This is a genomic window from Stenotrophomonas sp. SRS1, assembly GCF_026130205.1.
Classification (GTDB): domain Bacteria; phylum Pseudomonadota; class Gammaproteobacteria; order Xanthomonadales; family Xanthomonadaceae; genus Stenotrophomonas; species Stenotrophomonas rhizophila_B.
Map to the genome: position 1 here is coordinate 141,597 of NZ_JAINFD010000005.1, position 19,689 is coordinate 161,285.

Here is a 19,689-nt window from a genome sequence, read left to right on the forward strand (position 1 = left end):
CCGATCAGGCCCAGCCGAACATTTCGAACAGACGCAGGATCAGGTACGCACACCCGCCGGCAGCCGGGATGGTCAGGATCCACGCCCACACGATGCGCTCGATCACGCCGAAGCGCAGCGAGCGCGGGTTCTTGGCGAAGCCCACGCCCATGATCGCGGTGGAGATGCTGTGGGTGGTCGAGACCGGCATGCCGAAGTGCGCCGCCACGGTCAGGATCGTGGCCGAGCTCGTTTCCGCGGCGAAGCCGTGGATCGGATGCAGCTTGACCATCTTGTGGCCCAGGGTCTTGATGATCTTCCAGCCGCCCGACGCGGTACCGGCGGCCATCACCACGGCGCAGGTCAGCACGATCCACATCGCGATGCCGTCACCGGCGCTCGCGTCCGGGTGCATGAAGGCCAGCCAGGACGGCAGGTCGTTCAGTGCACCGGTTGCCTCGGCACCGATCAGGGTCATGGCGATGATGCCCATGGTCTTCTGCGCATCGTTGTGGCCGTGGGCGAAACCCATGTAGGCCGCCGACACGATCTGCGCCTTGCCGAAGAACGCATTGACGATGCGCGGGCGGGCCAGACGGCCCAGGAAGCCACCGATCTTCGCCATGCCCGCGATCATGCCCCACAGCAGCAGCATCACCGCGATGCCGAGCAGGAAGCCGGCGATCGGCGAGGTGATCATCGGCAGGAACACCTTCCACAGCAGGCCCTTGTTCTGGGCCCAGGTGCCGATGCGCTCGGACCAGATCAGGGCATCCCAGTTGTTGTGGGCGGCGGCCAGGCCGGCGCCGCACAGGCCGCCGATCAGGGCGTGCGAGGACGAGGACGGCAGCCCCTTCCACCACGTGATCAGGTTCCAGATGATGCCGCCCAGCAGCGCGCACAGGATCACCTGCGGGGTCACATCGACCACGTTGGTGTTGAGCAGGCCCGAGGCGATGGTCAGCGCGACGGCGGTGCCGGTCAGCGCGCCGATCAAGTTCATGAACGCGGCGAGCATCACCGCCCAGCCGGGCGAGAGCACTTTGGTCGCCACCACGGTGGCGATGGAGTTGGCGGTGTCGTGGAAGCCGTTGATGAACTCGAAAACGAGCGCGGCCAGGATCACCACCAGGACAAGGGTCAGCATGCTGTGGCGTCCGTCAGCTGTTCTTCAAGACGATCTGGTACGCCACCACGCCAGCCTCGCGGCAACGATCGATGGCCTTTTCCAGGATCTCGAAGAATTCCTTGAGCAGGAACATCTGCAGGCTGTCCAGGCGGCCGGAGTAGATGTCGCGGTACAGCTCGAGCATCAGGCGGTCGGCTTCGTTTTCCAGCGAACGCAGCTTCTCGTTGAGCGCGGTCATCCGGTCCAGGTTCATGTGGCGCAGGTCGTTGACCATCTCCACCACCACGCTGGCCGCCTGTTCCAGCATCGCCGCGCGCGGCGCGAAATCGATGTGTTCCAGATGCTGGGTGGCCAGCGAATAGCGATCGGCGAACTTCTCGATCTGCTTGGGAATCTTGTACAGCGCCGAGCCCAGCGCTTCGATGTCTTCGCGCTCGATCGGGGTCATGAAGCTGTCGACCAGCGCCTGGCTGATCTTGTCCGAGGCCGCGCGCTCGCGCAGGCGGGCCAGCTTGAAGGCGTCCAGCGCCGGCTGGCGGTCCGCTTCGCGCAGCATGGAGTGCAGCGCCTTGGAACTGTCCTGGGCGGCCTGGGCAGCCTCGTCCAGCAGGGTATAGAACTGTTTGCCGGAGCCAAAAATGGTCTGCAGAGAGAACATTGAGAAACCTATTCGCCGTCGAGGAAGGACGGCACCGGGCGGAATTATGACGGTTTGATGTCTGTTCCGGGTACTCCCCCCTTCTTCACGCTGGGACGGCCCCGTCTGAACGACTCTGTTTGCACCCCTGCCCCGGCCTTTTGTTAAGATGCGCGGGCACCTTCGGGTGCACTCTATGGACGACGACCCTTACCCCCCGCCGCACCGCCGCGCTTACGCGCCCTCCGGTAGCCGACATCGCTTGAACACGCCCTCCCTGCCACCAACCGGGGAAGCCGCCCGTGTTTGAACTGATTATTGTCCTCGCCCTGATCCTGCTCAACGGCTTCTTCGCCATGTCCGAGATGTCGGTCATGACCTCGCGCAAGAGCCGCCTGAAGCAGATGGCAGGGTCCAGCAAGCGCGCCGAGCGCGCCCTGGCCCTGTCCGAGAAGCCGGAGAGCTTCCTGTCCACGGTCCAGATCGGCATCACCCTGATCGGCATCCTGACCGGTGTGTTCGGCGGTGAGGCGATCGGCCTGGCCATCGCCGAGTGGCTGCACGGCATCGTGCCGGCCTTCGCCTATTCCGCGGAAGTCGGCAAGGCGCTTGCGGTCGCCCTGATCACCTTCCTGACGCTGATCTTCGGCGAACTGGTCCCCAAACGCCTGGCGATCACCCGTTCGGAGGATATCGCCGGGCTGGTGGCGTGGCCGATGGGCTGGCTGTCACGTATCGCCTTCCCGGCGGTGTGGCTGCTCTCGCACAGCACCCGACTGGTGCTGCGCGTGCTGGGCCTGGGCAAGGACGAGGCCGCCTCGGTCACCGAAGAGGAAATCCGCATGCTGGTGGCCGAAAGCCACGAGGCCGGCGTGATCGATGCCCATGAGCGCGACATGATGAACCGCGTCATGCGCCTGGGCGACCGCACCGCCGACAGCCTGATGACCCCCCGCAACCGGATTGCGTGGCTGGATACGCAGGCCGATCCGGAGAAGAACATCGCGACCATGCGCGAGAACGAGTTCTCGCGTTACCCGGTGTTCCGCGACAACGACCAGGACATCGTCGGCGTGCTGGAGGTCAAGAGCCTGGTGACGCGCCTGGTGCGCGATGACCATTCGCTGTTCCAGAACCTGCGCGAGCCGCTGTACGTCTCCGAGTCCACCCATGCGATGAAGCTGCTGGAGATTTTCCGCGAGGAACAGCAGTCGATGGCGCTGGTGGTGGACGAGTACGGCGAGATCCAGGGCCTGGTCACCATCAGCGACCTGATGGGCGCGGTGGTCGGCCGCCTGCAGTCGGTGGAGAACGTGGACGAGGACGCGCTGGTCGTGACCCGTGAGGACGGCTCGTTCCTGGTCGATGGCTCGCTCTCGATTGAAGACCTGCGCGAACTGATGGGCAACGCCGAGCTGCCCGATGCCGATGACGGCGACTACTACACGCTGGCCGGCATGTGCATCCACTATTTCGGCCGCATCCCGCATGCGGGCGAGTACTTCGATTGGGCCGGCTGGCGCATCGAGATCGTCGATCTCGACGGTGCCCGTGTCGACAAGCTGTTGCTGCGCACCCTGAGCGAAGACGAGACCGATGACATCACCGGCTGAGCCGACGCCGCCGGACCCGACGCGGCCCCAGTACCGCAATGAGGGTATCCGTACCCTGCTGGCGATGTTCGACCACGGTGACCCGGAGGAACGGCTGCTGCTGGGCCAGATCCTGCAGGATCTGCAGCAGAGCGCGTTCGGTGTGTTCCTGTTCGTGGCGATCCTGCCGGCCTTCATCCCGATCCCCGGGCTGGGCGGCGCGGTCAGTGGACCGCTGGTGGTGCTGATCGGCGCGCAGATGCTGTGCGGCATGCGCCGGCCCTGGCTGCCCGGCTTCATCCGCAACCGCGGACCCAAGCGCGGCACCATGCATCGGTTCCTGGAGCGCATCGACCGTCCACTGCGGCGGCTGGACCGCCTGCTCAAGCCGCGGATGCCCGGCCTGCTGGTACCGCTGCCCGCGCATGCGTTCAGCGGGCTGCTGCTGATCCTGATCGGCGTCCTGTTGTCGCTGCCGATCCCGCTCACCAACTATCTGTTCGGCTTCCAGCTGCTGCTGTTCGCGCTGGCATTGCTGGAACGCGATGGCGTGCTGATGCTGCTCAACTGGATCGGCGCGGTCGCTGCCATATTGTTCTTCGGCGTCAGTTCGGGGCAGCTGGTGGGCTATACGGTGGATCTGTTCCAGCGCTGGTTCTGAAGTACCGACCAACGGTCGGTACCTGCCGCTGAAGTACCGACCAACGGTCGGTACCTGCCGAATTACCGAGTCGGTCCTACGCGCCGGGTTTGAGATCCACCGTGCCGGTGTCGGACATGGCGCCCGGATCATCGGTCACCGCCGACAGCACGAAGTACAGTGCCTTGCCGAGCAGGCCACCGGGGCCATCCCAGTACTCGGCCGATTCGGCGCTGACATGGATCAGGCGCAGGTTCGGGTCGTCCTTGCCACCGGGGAAAAAGACCTTCATCGCCGGCGACCAGAGTGCATCGATCTTGGCGCGGTCATGGACCACACGCGCGGTGCCCGAGACGGACACATAGGTGTTGCCCGACGGCGAGGCATAGGCCACGTTGACGCGCGGGTTGGCGGTGATCTCCGCGATCTTCGGGCTGTCGGCCCCGGTGGCGAACCACAGGTCGCCATCGAATTCGACTTCCTGCGTACCGAGCGGACGGCTGAACAAGCGGCCGTCCGCGCCGACCGTGGTGAACATCGCGATGTCCACATCGCGGATCAGTTCAGCCAGTTGTTTGATGTGCTGCTGGCGATCGAGTTCGGCCATGAGGTGGCTCCTGTAAGGGGAGCCCCATCACAGCCGATCGGCAGCTACGGCGACGTGAACCGCGCGGTCACACTTTCTTCGCACGCCGCGCCGCTGTCACACCTGCAGTGCGCGCCAAGCCTGCATTGCCAGCCCGAACGAACGTTTGCGCGCGGCGTGATCGTAGATGTTGGCGGTGACCAGCACTTCATCCGGCTTGTGTCGTGCCACGAACGCGGCGAGGCCTTCCTGCACCTGCTGCACGTCACCGACCACCGCACAGGCCAACGCGCTCTGGACGCCGGCCTTTTCGTGCGGCTGCCAGAACGCTTCGATGTCGTCGATCGGCGGCGGGATCAGACCCGGCAGGCCACGACGCAGATTGACGAAGCTCTGCTGCTGGGTGGTGAACAAGCGCTTGGCCTCGGCTTCGGTATCGCTGGCGACCACGTTCAAGCCCAGCACCGCGTACGGCGCCTGCAGATACTGCGAGGCACGGAACTCGCGGCGGTAGACCGCCAGCGCTTCATCCATCGCGTCCGGGGCGAAGTGCGAGGCGAAGGCGAACGGCAGGCCCATCGCCGCTGACAGCCGTGCACTGAACAGGCTGGAGCCGAGCAGCCACACCGGCACCGGGATGCCCGCACCGGGCACGGCGCGCACGGCCTGGCCCTTCTGGGCCGGCTCGAAGTAATGCAGCAGCTCACGCACGTCCTGCGGGAACTGGTCGGCGCTGTCGAAGTAGCGACGCAATGCGCGGGCGGTCGGCTGGTCGGTGCCGGGCGCGCGGCCCAGACCGAGGTCGATGCGGTCCGGGTACAGCGAGGCCAGCGTGCCGAACTGCTCGGCCACCTGCAGCGGCGAGTGATTGGGCAGCATGATGCCGCCGGCACCGACGCGGATACGCTTCGTGCCCCCGGCCACATGGCCGATCAGTACGGCGGTCGCGGCGCTGGCGATGCCGGGCATGTTGTGGTGCTCGGCCAGCCAATAGCGGTGGAAGCCCCACCCTTCGGCGTGCTGGGCCAGGTCCAGCATGTTGGCGAAGGCCTGCGTGGTGTCGCTGCCTTCGCAGACCGGCGCCAGATCAAGAATCGACAGCTGCATCATGAATGCTCATTCCAACCAGGAGATATCCCACTGAGATGGGGCTGGCCGGCCGGTTTGCCACCGCCCACAAGGCGCAGGTGGCAAGACGCTGATTTCCGTCTCGCGACGATTCAGGACAATCCAGGCCGTGAAGACGGCTCAGGCGGCGTCGGCGTCCTGGTCGACCAGCGGCTGCAGGGCCGCATCCAGCGCCACGCGCTCATCGAAGACGAAGCAGCGGCCGTCATAGCCCTCACCGCCCACGGCCTCGAAATAGCCCAGGATGCCGCCGTCCAGCTGCAGGACGTTGTCCATGCCATCGTTGCGCATCCACAGCGCGGCCTTCTCGCAGCGGATGCCGCCGGTGCAGAAGCTGACCACGGTGCTGTCCTTGAGCGCCTCGCGGTGCGGGGCCAGGGCTTCGGGCAGATCGGTGAACTTGGTGATCGGCAGCACCAGTGCGTCCTGGAAGGTGCCGTACTCGATTTCCTGGGTGTTGCGCGTATCCAGCATCACCACCGGCTTGCCGGCGTCGTCGTGCCCTTGGCGCAGCCAGCGCTGCACCGTGGCCGGATCGATCGAGGGTGCGCGCGGGTAGGCCAGCGGCTGGCCATCGTCGATGCGGAAACTGATGATCTCCGGCTTGACCTTGGCCTTGAGCCGGGCGAACGGCTGCATCTGGCTGTAGCTGGTCTTCACGCGCAGCCCGGCAAACCGCGCATCGGCGCGCAGGGCGGCATAGAAGCCGTCGATCTGCGGCTCGGGGCCGGCGAGGAACAGGTTGATGCCCTCGCCCGCCACCAGGATCGTGCCGCGCAGCTGCGCGGCGGTCGCCCGCTCCAGCAGGGTCGCGCACAGCGCGTCCGGGTCGGCGACGGGGGTGAAATGGTAGGCGGCGGTATTGGCGATCATCCCGCCATTTTAGCCGCAGGGCCGGCGCTGCGCCTGACCGGCCCAGGAATCAGCCGCGCAGCAGCACGAACGGCAGCAGCACCAGCGCGGTCGCGACGGCCATGCCGAGCAGCACCGCGACCACGAACACCGGGCGCCGCCGGATCAGGCTGCCGAAGGTCTCGGCGGTGCCGTCGCGCAGCGCGGCCTCACGCTCACCGCGGACGCGCTCGCCGCGTGCCTGCTGGTACTCGCCCATCAGGTCCTTGGCCCGAGGGTGATCGGCGTCGTCGCGGATCCAGATCCCGCCAAAGGAGATTCCCCAGGGGCTGGGCTCGGTGCGGTAGTGGGCGATGCCCGCCTTGTCCAGCAGGGCGGTGACATCCTGGATTTCATCGTCCGCGACATTGCGCAGGTTGAGCAGCAGTTTCGACATGCACCCATGATAGCGCCCGGCGATGCGCTACCCTTGCGTCCCCGTTTTTTGGATCCGGAGCCCGCCCATGCGCCGTCTGCCGCGTTACCTGCTCGCCCCCCTGATGTTGTCGCTGCTGGCCGCCTGCACCCCACCCGGCCCGCCGCCCGGTGGCAGCATCGCACAGTTCGAGAAGATCGATACCCAGCCGGGCACCGGCGCGGAGGCCACGCCCGGCAGCAAGGTCACCGTGCATTACACCGGGTGGATCTATGACGAGCGCACCGCCGACAAGCATGGCGACAAGTTCGACAGCTCGGTCGACCGCGGCGAGCCCTTCACCTTCAACCTCGGCCAGGGCCAGGTCATCAAGGGCTGGGACGAAGGCTTTGCCGGGATGAAGGTGGGCGGCAAGCGCACGCTGATGATTCCGGCCGAGTATGGCTATGGCGCGCGTGGCGCAGGGCCGATCGCACCGAATTCCTCGCTGGTGTTCGATGTCGAACTGCTCGACGTCAAGCCGCGTTGATCCTGCCTGCATGAGTATTGCCCTGAACACCCCACGCCGGGTCGCGATCATCGGCGGCGGCCCCGCTGGCCTGATGGCGGCGGAGACCGTGCGCGCTGCCGGCCACACCGTCGATCTGTACGAAGCCAAGGGGTCGCCCGGCCGCAAGTTCCTGATCGCCGGCAAAGGCGGCCTCAACCTCACCCACTCCGATGCGCGTGAGGTGTTCGTCTCGCGCTACCGCGAGCGCGCGGAGGCAGTAGGTGGCTGGTTGGCCGATTTCGATGGCGAGGCGCTGCGTGCCTGGGCGCTGGCGTTCGGCGTGGACACCTATGTGGGCAGTTCGGGACGGGTCTTCCCGGTCGACCGCAAGGCCGCCCCGCTGCTGCGCGGCTGGGTGCGCCGGCTGAAGGAACAGGGGGTGCGGTTCCACGTCCAGCACCGCTGGACCGGCTGGGATGACGCGGGCGCGCTGCGCTTCGATACCCTCGAGGGCACGACCGCGATCACGGCCGATGCGGTGGTGTTCGCGCTCGGCGGTGGCAGCTGGCCGGAGCTCGGCTCGGATGGTGCGTGGGTGGCACCGATGACCGCCAGCGGCATCGACATCGCCCCGCTGAAGCCGGCCAACTGCGGCTTCGACATCGGCTGGACCCCTTACTTCAGCGAGCGCCAGGCCGGCGCCCCGCTCAAGCCGGTGGTGGCGCACTGGACCAACCTGCAGGGTGAACCGCGCTCGCTGCAGGGCGAATGCGTGATCACCGCGACCGGCATCGAAGGCAGCCTGATCTATGCGCTGTCGGCCGATCTGCGCGACAGCCTGGCACGCGACGGCCGGGTGACCCTGCAGCTGGACCTGCTGCCGGGCCAGACCGAAGCGCAGGTACTGGAGAAGCTGCAGAAGCCGCGCCAAGGCCGCAGCTTCGGCGAAGTCCTGCGCCGCCAGCTGGGCCTGGGTGGCGTGAAGTCGGCCCTGCTGTTCGAGGTATTGGGTCGCGAGGCCGGGCAATTACCGCTGGACCAGATCGCGCATGCGCTCAAACGGCTGCCATTGGCTCTGCAGCGAGCCCGTCCTATCGATGAAGTGATCAGCACCGCCGGTGGCGTGCGGCTGGAGGCGATGGACGCGCAGTTGATGCTGCGCGAGCGCCCCGGCACGTTCTGCGCCGGCGAGATGCTGGACTGGGAAGCACCGACCGGCGGCTATCTGCTGACGGCCTGCTATGCCAGCGGGCTGCGCGCCGGGCGTGGCGTGGTCGCGTGGTTGGCGCAGGCGTGAATCACGCGGTGCCGGCCAGCGGCCGGCACTACCGAGGTAGGGCGCACCGTGGCGTGCCGGACCGCCTGTCAGGACATGCAATCGGTAGTGCCGGCCGCTGGCCGGCATCAGCGCCTGCGCTGCATGCGCACCGACGCGAGCGCTACCCCGCTGGGGTGTGGGTAGCTTTCCTCGCGCAGCGCTTCAAAGCCACAGCGACGATAGAACGGGACCGCATTGAGCGAGGCCGAGAGCACGAGCGGCCGCGCCGGGTCGGCCAGCGCCTGCATGGCCTGCATCACGGTCAGGCCAATGCCACGGCCGCCACAGTCCGGATCGACGAACAACGCATCGATCTCGTTGCCGGCCAGATCGATCACGCCATAGCCCAGCAGCACGCCGTCGATGTCTTCGGCAATCACGCAGCCACCGGCGGCGAGCAGCGCGCGGTAGTGTTGCGGCGGCGGTGAGGCCGACCACGGCGCGATCACCTCCGGCGGATAGGCCACGTTGCACAGCTCACGAACGCAACGCGTGCGCAGCTGCCACAGCCTGTCCGCCTCCTCGGCACGGCCAACGCGCAAGCGCACGTCGCGCGCTGCGGTCATCGCGATTTGCTCGACCGCAGCGCCTGGATGCGCGCTGGCGGCTGGAACGAATCACTGCGCGCATCGGCCCAGTAGTCGTGGAAGACCGCGTGGTCCGGCACTTTGCGCAGCAGCTCGCCCGGGGACAGATAGCGGTACAGCGAGGCCAGTGAGCGGATCTCCACCGGCGAGACGCGGCGCAGGATGTGCTCCGGGCCCAGCTCGGAGGGATCGTTCAAGCCGGCCGCACACAGCAGGTCGCGCAGCGCGCGCAGGGTGTTCTCGTGGTAGCTGTGCACGCGCGTGGCCTTGTCGGCCGCGTCCAGGTGACGCCAGCGATGCGGGTTCTGCGTGGCGATGCCGGTCGGGCATTTATCGCTGTGACAGCTCAGCGACTGGATGCAGCCCAGCGCGAACATGAAGCCACGTCCGGCATTGCACCAGTCCGCGCCCAGCGCGATGGTGCGTGCGATCTCGAAGGCACTGGTGACCTTGCCCGCCGCACCCACCCGGATGCGATCGCGCAGGTCCAGCCCGACCAGGGTGTTGTGCACCAGCAACAGCGCTTCATGCATCGGCACACCCACGTGGTCGATGAACTCGGCCGGCGCCGCACCGGTACCGCCCTCGGCGCCATCCACCACGATGAAATCCGGCAGCAGCCCGGTTTCCTGCATCGCTTTGGCGATACCGAACCACTCCCAGGGATGGCCGATGGCCAGCTTGAACCCGACCGGCTTGCCGCCGGACAGCTCCCGCAGCCGCGCGACGAACTGCAGCAGCTCCACCGGCGTATTGAACGCGCTGTGCCTGGAGGGCGATACGCAATCCACGCCCATCGGCACGCCACGGGTGATCGAGATCTCCTCGCTCACCTTGGCCGCCGGCAGCACGCCGCCGTGGCCTGGCTTGGCGCCCTGCGAGAGCTTGATCTCGATCATCTTGACCTGATCATGGGTGGCGTTGGCGACGAACTTCTCTTCGCTGAAACCACCGGCATCGTCACGGCACCCGAAGTAGCCCGAGCCGATTTCCCAGACCAGGTCGCCGCCCATTTCGCGGTGATACGGCGAGATCGAGCCTTCGCCGGTGTCGTGATAGAAGCTGCCACGGCGCGCGCCTTCGTTGAGGGCGCGGATCGCGTTCGCCGACAACGAGCCGAAGCTCATCGCGGAGATGTTGAACACACTGGCCGAATACGGCTTGGCGCAGTTCGGCCCGATCTGGATGCGGAAATCGTGGTGGCCGATCTCGGTCGGCGCCAGCGAATGGTTGATCCACTCGTAGTCCACCGCATAGGTGCTGCGCAGCGTGCCGAACGGCACCACGTCCATTTCATTCTTGGAGCGCTGGTAGATCAGCGCGCGCTGCTGGCGCGAGAACGGCACGTCTTCCAGATCGCTCTGCACGAAGTACTGGCGGATCTCAGGCCCGATCGATTCCAGTCCGTAGCGGAAGTGCGCCATCACCGGATAATTGCGTCGCAGCGTGCTGCGCTTCTGCAGCAGATCCCAGGTGCCCAGCACGACCAGCAACGCCGTCACGCCGACGCCCCAGTACCAGGCGGGCCAGATCGTGGCCAACCACACGCAGACCGGGAACAACAGGATGGCGAGCAGATACGCGAGATAGCGATGCATGGCTTTCCTCAATCAATAGCTGCCCCCGAGTCTACAGGCGGTCGTCCACCACTTCCCGGGGCCACACGGATTTGACGTCGTACACCACGCCCTGAGGCTTGAGCAGCGCGCGCACCTGCGCCGCATCGAAGGCGCGGAAACGATCATGCGCCACCGCAAGCACCACGGCGTCATAGCCGTCCGGATCGGGCGAGGCGACCCACCGTACATCGGCATCGGCAAGCGCCGCCGGCCCGACCCACGGATCCTGCACGTCCACCTGCGCCCCGGTGGCCTGCAGGCGCTGCGCCAGCTCCAGCGCGCGGCTGTTGCGCAGGTCCGGGCAGTTCTCCTTGAAGGTCACGCCCAGCACCAGGACGCGTGCCTGGGCGATGGCGATGTTGCGCGATGCCAGCAGCGCCAGCACGCGTTGTGCGACGTGCTCGCCGACGCGGTTGTTGACCTGGCGCGCGGTGTGGATGAGATCGGGGTGATACCCCATGCTCTCGGACTTGTGCAGCAGATAGTACGGATCCACCCCGATGCAGTGGCCGCCGACGAGGCCGGGGCGGAACGGCAGGAAGTTCCACTTGCTGCCCGCCGCAGCCAACACGTCCTGGGTATCGATACCAAGCCGATCGAAGATCAGCGCGAGTTCGTTGACCAAGGCAATGTTGACGTCGCGCTGGATGTTTTCGATCACCTTGGCCGCTTCGGCCACGCGGATCGACGGCGCCGGCCAGGTCCCGGCGGTGATGATGCGTTGGTACAGCGCATCCACCACGGCCGCCGCCTCGGGCGTCGAGCCGGAGGTGATCTTGCGGATGTCCGGCAGCCGGCGCTCGCGGTCGCCCGGGTTGATCCGCTCCGGGCTGTAACCGCAGTAGAAATCTTCGTTGAAGCGCAGCCCCGATCCAGCCTCCAGCAAGGGCACGCAGACTTCCTCGGTGGTGCCGGGGTACACGGTGGATTCGTAGATCACCAGATCGCCCGGCGCCAGCAGCCCGGCGATCAGCGTGCTGGCACTGCGCAGGGGCCCCAGATCGGGCTGCTCATGCGCATCGATCGGCGTCGGCACGGTCACGATGTAGACATTGCACTCGGCCAGATCCGAGGGGTCGGCGCTGTAGCGCGCATGCACGGCGGCAGCCAGTTCGGCGGCATCCAGCTCGAGCGTGTGGTCATGCCCACGCTGCAGCTCGGCGACACGCGCCTGGTCGATGTCATAGCCCAGGATCGGCTGCTGCTGGCCAAAGGTCACCGTCAATGGCAGCCCGACGTACCCCAGCCCGATCACACCGATGCGCGGCGTTGCCGATGCGGAAATGGCGCGCGTCATCGCCGCGCTCCATGCAGCGGAACCGGGCCGGCGATCAGGCGGGGCGTCATCAGGGAGGGCTTCATGCGATACAGGCGCCGGGGATACAGGTGTTGCAAGCCTAACGCGCCGGGCGCTGCCCCACAAAGAACAAAGCCGCCGCCCGCGGAGAGTACGGACGACGGCCAAAGGAATGATGGTCCAGCTGCGGTTACTACCCTTTCAGACAGCCTCCAAGGGCAAACCCCGCAAGACTGGTCACAGCTGGTAGACAAAGAATAGGCGGGCAACCGTGATCATTGTGTTACGGCCAACGGTGATTTGCGTTACGAACCCAACGTGACTGCGGCCGGTTCCAACTCGCCTGACACACCGGTCCACGCATCCAGCAGCGCCGCAAATCCGGTGGGCGACGTACCGTCCAGCGACGACCGCAAAGCGAAGCCGTCCCACGGAAGATCGATCAGTCGCGCCAGCGCGTCCGGTTCAACGGCGGCTGACGCCATCGTCCAGCGTGCGAAATGCCGCACATCCACCTTATCGCGGGCCAGCTCACGCAGACCCTGATGGATGCGCGCATTGAGCACGCGCTGGAACACCGAATCCACCCCGTCTTCCGGGCCTTCGAAGTACTGCAGGAAACGACGCCCGTCGAACATCAACACGCCGGTCACGCCGGCCACTTTGTTGAAGCCCATTGCCGCACGCAGAATCTGATCAATGTCAGACGTCTCGATTCCTTCGATAGCGTCGCTGACGTAAGCGACCGCATGCAGCGGCATGAAGGCTTTCCATAGTGAACCGGAACTGACTATGCCATGAAGGCATCGCAGTGGGTAGCCGCAGCGTCAGGCTGCAGTGCCTTCCACCGTCTAGTGTGACTCACTGCTCAATCAGGCGCCTGCACCTCATAGCCCAGCGCGCGCAGCTGCTCCAGGTAGCCGCCTGGAGAGACGAGGGATGAAACAGGGACGGTGGCGAAGGTCACTGCATTGCGCCCCAGCGCATCGCTGGCCATGCCCAGCCACTTGCGCTGTGCCTGAGCGTCCACGTCGGTCAGCCCGCGCCGGCGACCGAACGCGCTGTTGGCGATCGCATCCACGCAGGCCACGTACTGCCCTTCCACGGCCAGACGCTGCAACGCGTCCACATCCCCCACCGACCAGGCGTTGGCGCGCTCGGCCAGCAGCGGCAGCCCGTGCTCGACCACGTCCAACGTGCGGCGGAAGCACTCCAGGTCCTGCAGCGCGGTACCGCGCACTTCCTTGAGCGCTTGCCGGGGGTCGGCGATCTTGATCTCCACCCGGGTCGGCACCGGCTTCAGGCCATGTGCCTTGGCGGCCTTCTCCACCACCTTGGACACCGGCGAGGAACGGCCCAGGCCCACATCCTTGAGCGCGGCGGCATACAACTGTGTGGCCGCCACCAGCGGACGGTCCTTCTCGATGCCGCCATCGCGACCGATATGACGCTGCTTGAGTTGCGCCCAACGCGCGTACAGATCCGGCGGCAGCACCTCGCGCAGTGTTCGCCCGTCCGGATCGCGGGCGGCCTTCAACGCCGAAGGCACCAGCGTCAGCCGGCCGAAGAAGCCGACATCAGCATCCAAGCCCCACCCGGGTGATCCCAGCACCTGCTGCGCACTGCCGATCACGGCCTGCACTTCGTCGGCCCGCCACTCCAGCTTGGCCGGCAGCGGCGACACCGTGCCCAGAATCCACAGCGTGTGGCCGGCGCTGTTGCGGACCTGCCACATGCCCGGGCCGGGCTGCTCGCCGGAGACCACCACCGGGGCCAGATCGATCACGTCCCCCGCCGCGGACGCCGGCGTCGGCGTCGGCGCCTGCGCCTGTGCCTGTGCCTGTGCCGCGCCGCTCAGCAGCAGCGCCATGCTCACCATCAGTGCTGTCCGTGCACGTACCGAGTTCGCCATGTCACTTGTCTTTGTCCGGGATGGGGCGCAGCGTAGGGCGGCGCGCAAAGAAATGCGTAAAGTTTGCGTTGCCCGGCTCACCGCTCCGGCAGCGACAACGAACGAGGGCAGCCCCATGGCTGCCCCCGTCTCATCGCCGCTCACCTTGATCAGGCGAGTTGCCTGCTCAGAACTCGCGCCAGTCACCGTCCACCGTGGCCGCCGGCACCTGCCGCAGCGGGGTCACCGTACTGCTGCCGGCACGCGGCTTGGCGGCCGCGGGCATCGATGCTTTCAGTGGCGAGGCGGCACCACGCGGTGCGGCCATCGGCTGCGTCTGCACGCCGCTCTGGGTTGCCAGGCGGAAGCGCGCCACCGCACCGGTCAGGGCCATGGCCTGCTCCTCCATCGAGCGCGCCGCGGCCGTTGCCTCTTCCACCAGCGCCGCGTTCTGCTGGGTGGTTTCGTCCAGCTGCACCACGGTCTGGCTGACCTGCTCGATGCCGGCCGACTGCTCCTGCGACGCTGCCGAAATCTCGGCCATGATGTCGGTGACTTTCTGCACCGAGGTGACGATCTCGGTCATGGTCACGCCGGCCTTGTCGACCAGGCCCGCACCGATGGCCACTTTGTCCACCGAGTCCTCGATCAGCTCCTTGATCTCCTTGGCCGCGCCGGCCGAGCGCTGCGCCAGCGTGCGCACTTCACTGGCGACCACCGCAAAGCCCCTGCCCTGCTCCCCGGCGCGTGCCGCTTCCACGGCAGCATTCAAGGCCAGGATATTGGTCTGGAACGCGATGCCGTCGATCACCGTGATGATGTCGGCGATCTTCTTCGACGAGGCTTCGATGCCGCGCATCGTGACGACCACGTCCTGCACCACCTGGCCGCCTTCGGAGGCCACCGCACCGGCGCCGATCGCCAGCTGGTTGGCCTGGCGCGCATGCTCGGCGTTCTGCCGAACGGTGGAGGTCAGTTCCTCCATCGAAGCCGCCGTCTCCTCGAGGTTGGCAGCCTGCTGCTCGGTACGCCGCGACAGATCGTTGTTGCCGCTGGCGATCTCCACCGCCGCGGTGTTGATGCTGCCCGCCGCGACCTGGATGCTGCCGATGATGCCGGTCAGCTGGCCGACCGTGGTATTGGCATCGTCGCGCATCCGGGCAAACACGCCCTGGAACTCGCCTTCCATGCGCACGGTGAGGTCGCCCGAAGCAATCGCCTTGAGCAGTTCCGAAAGCTGGCGAAGATTCTCGTCGCTGATCTGCATCATCGTGTTCAGGCGCTCGATCATCACCTTGAACTCGTGATCGAAGGCACCCGCATCGCCTCGCTGGCTGAAATCACCTGCCGCAGCCGCAGAGGCCAACCGGTGGATCTGGCCGTTGATCGCCGCCAGATTCTGTTTGGTGATGGCCATCGCTTCGGTGAAGCGCGCCTTCTCACCGGGCAGCGCTTCCAGGTCCTCGGCCAGATCGCCGACCGCATAGTTGCGCACCACATCAATGATCTTCTGGGTCAGCTCGATACTGCTGCCGACCAGTGCATTGGTGCCCGCAGCGATGCGACCGAAATCACCGGGGAAGGCCGAGGCATCGATACGGTAGGCCAGTTCACCCAGATCATGACGGTGCGCCATGTCCTGCTGTGCTTCGGAGAAGGCGCGCAGACGCTGGGTCATCGCGTCCATGCTGGCGAGCAGCTGCCCGGTTTCATCACGGCTGGTGTTGCCGACCGTGGTATCAAACCGACCGTCGGCGATCGACCGGGAGACATCCATCGCGCGCCGCAACGGCCCCACCAGGCTGCGCGTGATCAACCACGCCAGCAACCCACCCGCTACCAGGGCCACCAAGGCGAAGGTGATCAACAGGCTGCGTGAGGTCTGGATGGATGTGTTGACGATCGCCGCGCTTTCGGCGCTGCGACGCTCCTGCAGCTCCACCGCCGCCTGGATGGCCGCCGAGCGGGCCGCCATCAACGGCTCGGCCTCGCCATAGAGCAGGCCGATCGCCGCCACATCATCATTGGCCGTGGCCCGCTCGATGATCTGGTTGTGCGCTGCCACTGCCGCATTCTGCGCGTCCCCGATGGCCTGCTTGGCCTGCATGCCTTCGGCGTTGTGGGGAATGGCGTCCAGGTCCTCCCGCGCTTTGGCGTAGGCCGCGCGGGTCTGCTGGATGCGCTCCAGAATCGCCGGGCCGTTCTCTTCGCCGTCCAGGATCAGGTCGCGCAGGTTGCGCTCGTTCTGGTAATTGCTGCCGCGCATGGTGGTGAGCAGCGACATCTTTTTGCCGTTCGTCTCAATCTCGCTCACTTGTTGGCCGATCCGGGCGGCCTGGTAAAGCGCCAGCGAGGACGAGGAAATCAGCAGAATCAGAAGAATCCCGAAGCCAACGGCGAGCTTGCTGCCGACACGCATATGTTTGAAGTATTCCATTTCGTTGCATCCGCTATATCGTCACGTTGTGACACCGGAACCCAATGACGGCGGCATGATTGATAGCTTGAGTCAATGACGTAGCGTGGCGACTGCCTCATTCCGTGATCGCATACTGCGAAATTTGCTTATTTTTCAGCGATCTTCGCGAGCGAGACGCCAAAGTTCCGACAGTCTTCGACAGCGTCGATTCCGTGCTGCATAGCAGCAACATGTCGTCGCAGCGACCCAAGCGCCAATCCCCTGGCGGTGTGACGCCCGTCCCCACCCCGATCTGAGACAAAAACATCGACGACATCTCATTTCTGTGACCGAGTACCGGAAATGGGGAGACTGGAAAACAGTCGTTCTGGATGCCGATGACCGCGATGTGGGTAGCCGCCATGCCTTGCAATGACACGTTGCCGCGCGGACATCTACGCAGTGCACTGAAGAAACGCGCGCGGTGGCGTGCCGCCCTGGTGATCGGCAGCCTGGACGACGGAAAGATGTGGCGCTACGCGTCTACGCTGCACTCGCTCGACCCGCCAATGCGGGGAGATGTCACAGCGGCCGTTGGTGCCCGGGGCCGGAATCGAACCGGCATGGGGTTGCCCCCGGCGGATTTTAAGTCCGATGCGTCTACCAGTTTCGCCACCCGGGCAACGGCGGGCATAGGGTGCCTGATCGCGCCCGAATATGGAATGCGCACGCGGCCCGCGCGCGCCGCTCAGATCGCGCGGGAGTAGCGCACCGGCTGGTCAGGACGGGCCAGATACCGATCAAAGCACATCGCCAACAGGCGCAGCAGCGGCCGTCCGTGCGCACTCGCGCGCACCACACCGTGTTCGTATTCGGCCAGGCCGTCGGCCTGCAGGGCCGCCAACGCCGGCAACGCGTCGGCAAAGTAGTGCTCGAACTCCACACCGTGGCGCGCCGCCAATGCGACAGCGTCCACTTCGCCCTGGCACATCAACTGGCCGATCAACTCGGCGCGCAGCACATCATCCTCGTCCAGTTGCAGCCCCCGCCAGACCGGCAACCGGCCGGCATCCACCGCCGCTTCCCACGCCGGCAGTTCCCGTGGATTCTGGCTGTAGGTGCTCCCGATATGGCTGATCGCACTGGCACCGAGGCCGACCAGATCGGTGTCGGCGTGGGTGGTGTACCCCATGAAATTGCGATGCAGCTGCCCGGCACGCTGCGCGCGCGACAGGTCCTCTTCGGGTAGTGCGAAATGGTCCATGCCGATGTACTGATACCCGGCATCGGACAGACGCTGTACCGCCAGGCCCAGCAGCGCCAGTTTCTGCTCGGGGCTGGGCAGCTCCGCATCGGCGATCTGGCGCTGCGCGCGGAACAGATGCGGTAGATGCGCATAGCCATACACCGCCAGGCGATCCGGCCGCTCGCGCAACACCGTCTCCAACGTCTGCGCGAACCCGGCGAGCGTCTGCCTGGGCAAGCCATAGATCAGATCGACATTGACCGACCGCAGCCCGTACTCGCGGCACGCACGCAGGATGTCCAGCGTCGCTTCGACGCCCTGCTCGCGGTTGATCGCTTTCTGTACGTCCGGATCAAAGTCCTGCACGCCGAGGCTGGCGCGGTTGAAGCCAAGCTCGGCAAGCACGGCGATGTCCGCGCGCGTGACAAAGCGCGGATCCAGCTCGATCGAGAAATCGCGCGAGGCAGCCGTGCTGAAATGGAAGCGCCGGCGCAGCCCATCGATCAGCTCGCGCATCTGCGCCGGGGCGAGGAAATTCGGTGTACCGCCGCCGAGGTGCAGCTGGATCACCTCGCGCGCCGGATCAAACTGCGGGGCCATCAGGTCGGCCTCGCTCAGCACGCGTGCCACGTAACCGATGCCCTTGCTGTGGTCGCGGGTGATGACCCGGTTGCAGCCGCAGTAGAAACACGGGCTGCTGCAGTAAGGCACATGCACGTACAGCGACAGCGGCCGGCCCACCTCATTGCTGTCCGCAATCGCCTGACGCAGCGCAGGCTCACCATAGCCGTCATGGAAGTGCGGCGCGGTGGGATAGGAGGTGTAGCGCGGGCCGGGTCGGTCGTGCCGACGCAGCAGCTCGGGATCGAAGTGCCAGGCGAGCCCGGCGGCGGCAGGCGAGAAGGTATCCATGACGCCAGCTTGCGCGTGCATGCGTGCGCGCGCATTGCGTCAGATCAATTCAGGCCCGGGCGTCCCGCCATCGGCAGGCTCGGCCAGCGCAACATCTGGAAGCGACGCCAGAAGGTATCGGCGATCCGCTCGGCGACATCGTCGGCCAGCCGCTGCATCGGCACGTTGTCGCCCTCGGCCGTGGTCTGCCGGAACAACGCCAGCCAGCGGTCGAACAGGTCCCGGTCCAGCTCGTCCATGGCCATGTGCTTGGGCATGGGCGCGCCTTTGAAGCGCCGCGTGCCGCGCAGCATCGCCGACCAGAAGTCGATCAGCTGAGCCAGATGCGCCTCCCAGTCGTGGATCCGCGCCGTGAACACCGGGCCCAGCCGCGGTTCCTCGCGCACCCGCGCGTAGAAGTCGTGCACCAGCCGGGTGACCTCGTCTTCGCTGCACAGGTCAGGTGCGGGGAGCGGCAGCGCGTTGTCGATGGGATCGGGCATGAACATCCTCGGGCGGCAATGCCCAGCATCGGCGGCAGCGCCTGCCGCTGCCTTGATCAGGATCAATGAAGCCGGTGGCGAAGCCTTCTAGTCTGGGCGCTCGACAGGACGTGCGCACCCGCGATTCCGGCCCCCGGTCGGCGCGAAGTATAGCTGCGTCCTGCCCCTTCCTCCTGACCGTGGCCGCAATGAACGACCTGCACGACCCGCCCGACGGCAGCCGCCGACGGCTGATCCAGCAATGGGGCGCCATTCTGTGGCCCAGCTTTGTCGCGGCCGGCCTGGCCAGCGTGGTGTTCTTTGCGTTCGTCGATCCATTGCGCCTGCGCGACATCAGCTTCCCGCAGCATGCGATCAGTCGCGAGCTCGGTTATACGCTCGGCTTCTTCATGTTCTGGGGCGTCACCGCCGCCGCCAGCACCATCACCTGGTATCTGCTGCGCCCGATGCCCGGTGATGATGACGATGTGCCATTGGGCTGAGCATGGCGG

Annotated in this window: 19 protein-coding genes and 1 tRNA gene; 5 read left to right on the forward strand and 15 right to left on the reverse strand. The window is 66.3% G+C overall.

Features of this window, described 5'->3' with window-relative positions; genetic code table 11:
• Positions 1-4: 4 nt before the first annotated feature.
• Both K4043_RS17685 and K4043_RS17690 read right to left on the reverse strand, forming a co-directional pair.
• Positions 5-1,126, reverse strand: coding sequence for an inorganic phosphate transporter (locus K4043_RS17685; RefSeq protein WP_176989624.1), 1,122 nt, complete (start codon positions 1,124-1,126; stop codon positions 5-7).
• Positions 1,127-1,139: 13 nt separating this feature from the next.
• Positions 1,140-1,766 (reverse strand): DUF47 family protein, encoded by a 627-nt coding sequence (locus K4043_RS17690; protein WP_121041743.1) that lies wholly within the window; start codon positions 1,764-1,766, stop codon positions 1,140-1,142.
• Positions 1,767-2,047: 281 nt separating this feature from the next.
• On the opposite strand from K4043_RS17690, the gene K4043_RS17695 reads away from it, so the two are divergent.
• Both K4043_RS17695 and K4043_RS17700 read left to right on the forward strand, forming a co-directional pair.
• Positions 2,048-3,358 carry a hemolysin family protein gene (locus tag K4043_RS17695; protein WP_123728891.1) on the forward strand — a complete coding sequence of 437 codons (1,311 nt, stop codon included), beginning with the start codon at positions 2,048-2,050 and terminating at the stop codon, positions 3,356-3,358.
• Complete coding sequence (locus K4043_RS17700; RefSeq protein WP_123728890.1) at positions 3,342-3,998, forward strand: exopolysaccharide biosynthesis protein; 657 nt, start codon at positions 3,342-3,344, stop codon at positions 3,996-3,998. Before K4043_RS17695 ends, K4043_RS17700 begins: the two co-directional genes overlap by 17 nt.
• Positions 3,999-4,074: 76 nt before the next feature.
• Here the strand turns inward: K4043_RS17700 and K4043_RS17705 are convergent, their stop codons facing one another.
• The 4 genes from K4043_RS17705 to K4043_RS17720 all read right to left on the reverse strand — a co-directional run bounded on the left by K4043_RS17705 (position 4,075) and on the right by K4043_RS17720 (position 6,979).
• On the reverse strand, positions 4,075-4,584 hold the full coding sequence (locus tag K4043_RS17705; RefSeq protein ID WP_265310092.1) for a pyridoxamine 5'-phosphate oxidase family protein: 510 nt from the start codon (positions 4,582-4,584) through the stop codon (positions 4,075-4,077).
• A 96-nt stretch (positions 4,585-4,680) separates the two neighbouring features.
• Positions 4,681-5,673 carry an LLM class flavin-dependent oxidoreductase gene (locus K4043_RS17710; protein WP_265310093.1) on the reverse strand — a complete coding sequence of 331 codons (993 nt, stop codon included), beginning with the start codon at positions 5,671-5,673 and terminating at the stop codon, positions 4,681-4,683.
• Between the two features lie 138 nt (positions 5,674-5,811).
• Complete coding sequence (locus K4043_RS17715) at positions 5,812-6,564, reverse strand: sulfurtransferase (protein ID WP_123728887.1); 753 nt, start codon at positions 6,562-6,564, stop codon at positions 5,812-5,814.
• Between the two features lie 49 nt (positions 6,565-6,613).
• Positions 6,614-6,979: a DUF6164 family protein gene (locus K4043_RS17720; RefSeq protein ID WP_123728886.1), complete on the reverse strand. Its 366-nt coding sequence runs from the start codon at positions 6,977-6,979 to the stop codon at positions 6,614-6,616.
• Positions 6,980-7,046: 67 nt separating this feature from the next.
• Between K4043_RS17720 and K4043_RS17725 the strand changes: the two genes are divergently transcribed.
• Positions 7,047-7,487, forward strand: coding sequence for an FKBP-type peptidyl-prolyl cis-trans isomerase (locus K4043_RS17725; RefSeq protein ID WP_265310094.1), 441 nt, complete (start codon positions 7,047-7,049; stop codon positions 7,485-7,487).
• Between the two features lie 10 nt (positions 7,488-7,497).
• Entirely contained in the window at positions 7,498-8,745 is a 1,248-nt protein-coding gene (locus K4043_RS17730; protein ID WP_265310095.1) for a TIGR03862 family flavoprotein, read from the forward strand.
• A 107-nt stretch (positions 8,746-8,852) separates the two neighbouring features.
• On the opposite strand, the gene K4043_RS17735 is transcribed toward K4043_RS17730, so the two are convergent.
• From K4043_RS17735 to K4043_RS17775, 9 genes are all read right to left on the reverse strand, one after another.
• A complete protein-coding gene (locus K4043_RS17735; protein ID WP_265310096.1) occupies positions 8,853-9,332 on the reverse strand; it encodes a GNAT family N-acetyltransferase in 480 nt (159 codons plus the stop codon).
• Positions 9,329-10,951, reverse strand: a complete 1,623-nt coding sequence (locus tag K4043_RS17740; RefSeq protein WP_123728882.1) for an FMN-binding glutamate synthase family protein — start codon at positions 10,949-10,951, stop codon at positions 9,329-9,331. Before K4043_RS17740 ends, K4043_RS17735 begins: the two co-directional genes overlap by 4 nt.
• A gap of 31 nt (positions 10,952-10,982) precedes the next feature.
• Positions 10,983-12,269: a nucleotide sugar dehydrogenase gene (locus K4043_RS17745; RefSeq protein ID WP_123728881.1), complete on the reverse strand. Its 1,287-nt coding sequence runs from the start codon at positions 12,267-12,269 to the stop codon at positions 10,983-10,985.
• 305 nt (positions 12,270-12,574) lie between these two features.
• Positions 12,575-13,030: a BLUF domain-containing protein gene (locus K4043_RS17750; protein WP_265310097.1), complete on the reverse strand. Its 456-nt coding sequence runs from the start codon at positions 13,028-13,030 to the stop codon at positions 12,575-12,577.
• A 107-nt stretch (positions 13,031-13,137) separates the two neighbouring features.
• Complete coding sequence (locus K4043_RS17755; protein WP_265310098.1) at positions 13,138-14,139, reverse strand: TraB/GumN family protein; 1,002 nt, start codon at positions 14,137-14,139, stop codon at positions 13,138-13,140.
• 208 nt (positions 14,140-14,347) lie between these two features.
• Positions 14,348-16,597, reverse strand: a complete 2,250-nt coding sequence (locus K4043_RS17760) for a methyl-accepting chemotaxis protein (RefSeq protein ID WP_265310099.1) — start codon at positions 16,595-16,597, stop codon at positions 14,348-14,350.
• A gap of 556 nt (positions 16,598-17,153) precedes the next feature.
• Positions 17,154-17,240, reverse strand: a tRNA-Leu gene (locus K4043_RS17765).
• A gap of 66 nt (positions 17,241-17,306) precedes the next feature.
• Positions 17,307-18,716, reverse strand: coding sequence for an oxygen-independent coproporphyrinogen III oxidase (gene hemN / locus K4043_RS17770; protein WP_265310177.1), 1,410 nt, complete (start codon positions 18,714-18,716; stop codon positions 17,307-17,309).
• A gap of 44 nt (positions 18,717-18,760) precedes the next feature.
• The gene (locus K4043_RS17775) at positions 18,761-19,204 is read right to left on the reverse strand and encodes a group III truncated hemoglobin (protein ID WP_265310100.1); all 444 of its coding nucleotides are present in this window, start codon (positions 19,202-19,204) and stop codon (positions 18,761-18,763) included.
• A gap of 182 nt (positions 19,205-19,386) precedes the next feature.
• Here K4043_RS17775 and K4043_RS17780 point away from each other — a divergent pair, with 182 nt between their 5' ends.
• Positions 19,387-19,680, forward strand: coding sequence for a hypothetical protein (locus tag K4043_RS17780; protein ID WP_259260261.1), 294 nt, complete (start codon positions 19,387-19,389; stop codon positions 19,678-19,680).
• Positions 19,681-19,689 lie beyond the last annotated feature (9 nt).

Excerpts from the sequence above, each read along its gene's own strand:
- K4043_RS17685 (WP_176989624.1), bottom strand. The coding sequence starts at position 1,126 with ATGCTGACCCTTGTCCTGGTGGTGATCCTGGCCGCGCTCGTTTTCGAG.
- K4043_RS17690 (WP_121041743.1), bottom strand. The coding sequence starts at position 1,766 with ATGTTCTCTCTGCAGACCATTTTTGGCTCCGGCAAACAGTTCTATACC.
- K4043_RS17700 (WP_123728890.1), top strand. The coding sequence starts at position 3,342 with ATGACATCACCGGCTGAGCCGACGCCGCCGGACCCGACGCGGCCCCAG.
- K4043_RS17705 (WP_265310092.1), bottom strand. The coding sequence starts at position 4,584 with ATGGCCGAACTCGATCGCCAGCAGCACATCAAACAACTGGCTGAACTG.
- K4043_RS17710 (WP_265310093.1), bottom strand. The coding sequence starts at position 5,673 with ATGATGCAGCTGTCGATTCTTGATCTGGCGCCGGTCTGCGAAGGCAGC.
- K4043_RS17715 (WP_123728887.1), bottom strand. The coding sequence starts at position 6,564 with ATGATCGCCAATACCGCCGCCTACCATTTCACCCCCGTCGCCGACCCG.
- K4043_RS17720 (WP_123728886.1), bottom strand. The coding sequence starts at position 6,979 with ATGTCGAAACTGCTGCTCAACCTGCGCAATGTCGCGGACGATGAAATC.
- K4043_RS17725 (WP_265310094.1), top strand. The coding sequence starts at position 7,047 with ATGCGCCGTCTGCCGCGTTACCTGCTCGCCCCCCTGATGTTGTCGCTG.
- K4043_RS17730 (WP_265310095.1), top strand. The coding sequence starts at position 7,498 with ATGAGTATTGCCCTGAACACCCCACGCCGGGTCGCGATCATCGGCGGC.
- K4043_RS17735 (WP_265310096.1), bottom strand. The coding sequence starts at position 9,332 with ATGACCGCAGCGCGCGACGTGCGCTTGCGCGTTGGCCGTGCCGAGGAG.
- K4043_RS17740 (WP_123728882.1), bottom strand. The coding sequence starts at position 10,951 with ATGCATCGCTATCTCGCGTATCTGCTCGCCATCCTGTTGTTCCCGGTC.
- K4043_RS17745 (WP_123728881.1), bottom strand. The coding sequence starts at position 12,269 with ATGACGCGCGCCATTTCCGCATCGGCAACGCCGCGCATCGGTGTGATC.
- K4043_RS17750 (WP_265310097.1), bottom strand. The coding sequence starts at position 13,030 with ATGCCGCTGCATGCGGTCGCTTACGTCAGCGACGCTATCGAAGGAATC.
- K4043_RS17755 (WP_265310098.1), bottom strand. The coding sequence starts at position 14,139 with ATGGCGCTGCTGCTGAGCGGCGCGGCACAGGCACAGGCACAGGCGCAG.
- K4043_RS17760 (WP_265310099.1), bottom strand. The coding sequence starts at position 16,597 with ATGGAATACTTCAAACATATGCGTGTCGGCAGCAAGCTCGCCGTTGGC.
- hemN (WP_265310177.1), bottom strand. The coding sequence starts at position 18,716 with ATGGATACCTTCTCGCCTGCCGCCGCCGGGCTCGCCTGGCACTTCGAT.
- K4043_RS17775 (WP_265310100.1), bottom strand. The coding sequence starts at position 19,204 with ATGTTCATGCCCGATCCCATCGACAACGCGCTGCCGCTCCCCGCACCT.
- K4043_RS17780 (WP_259260261.1), top strand. The coding sequence starts at position 19,387 with ATGAACGACCTGCACGACCCGCCCGACGGCAGCCGCCGACGGCTGATC.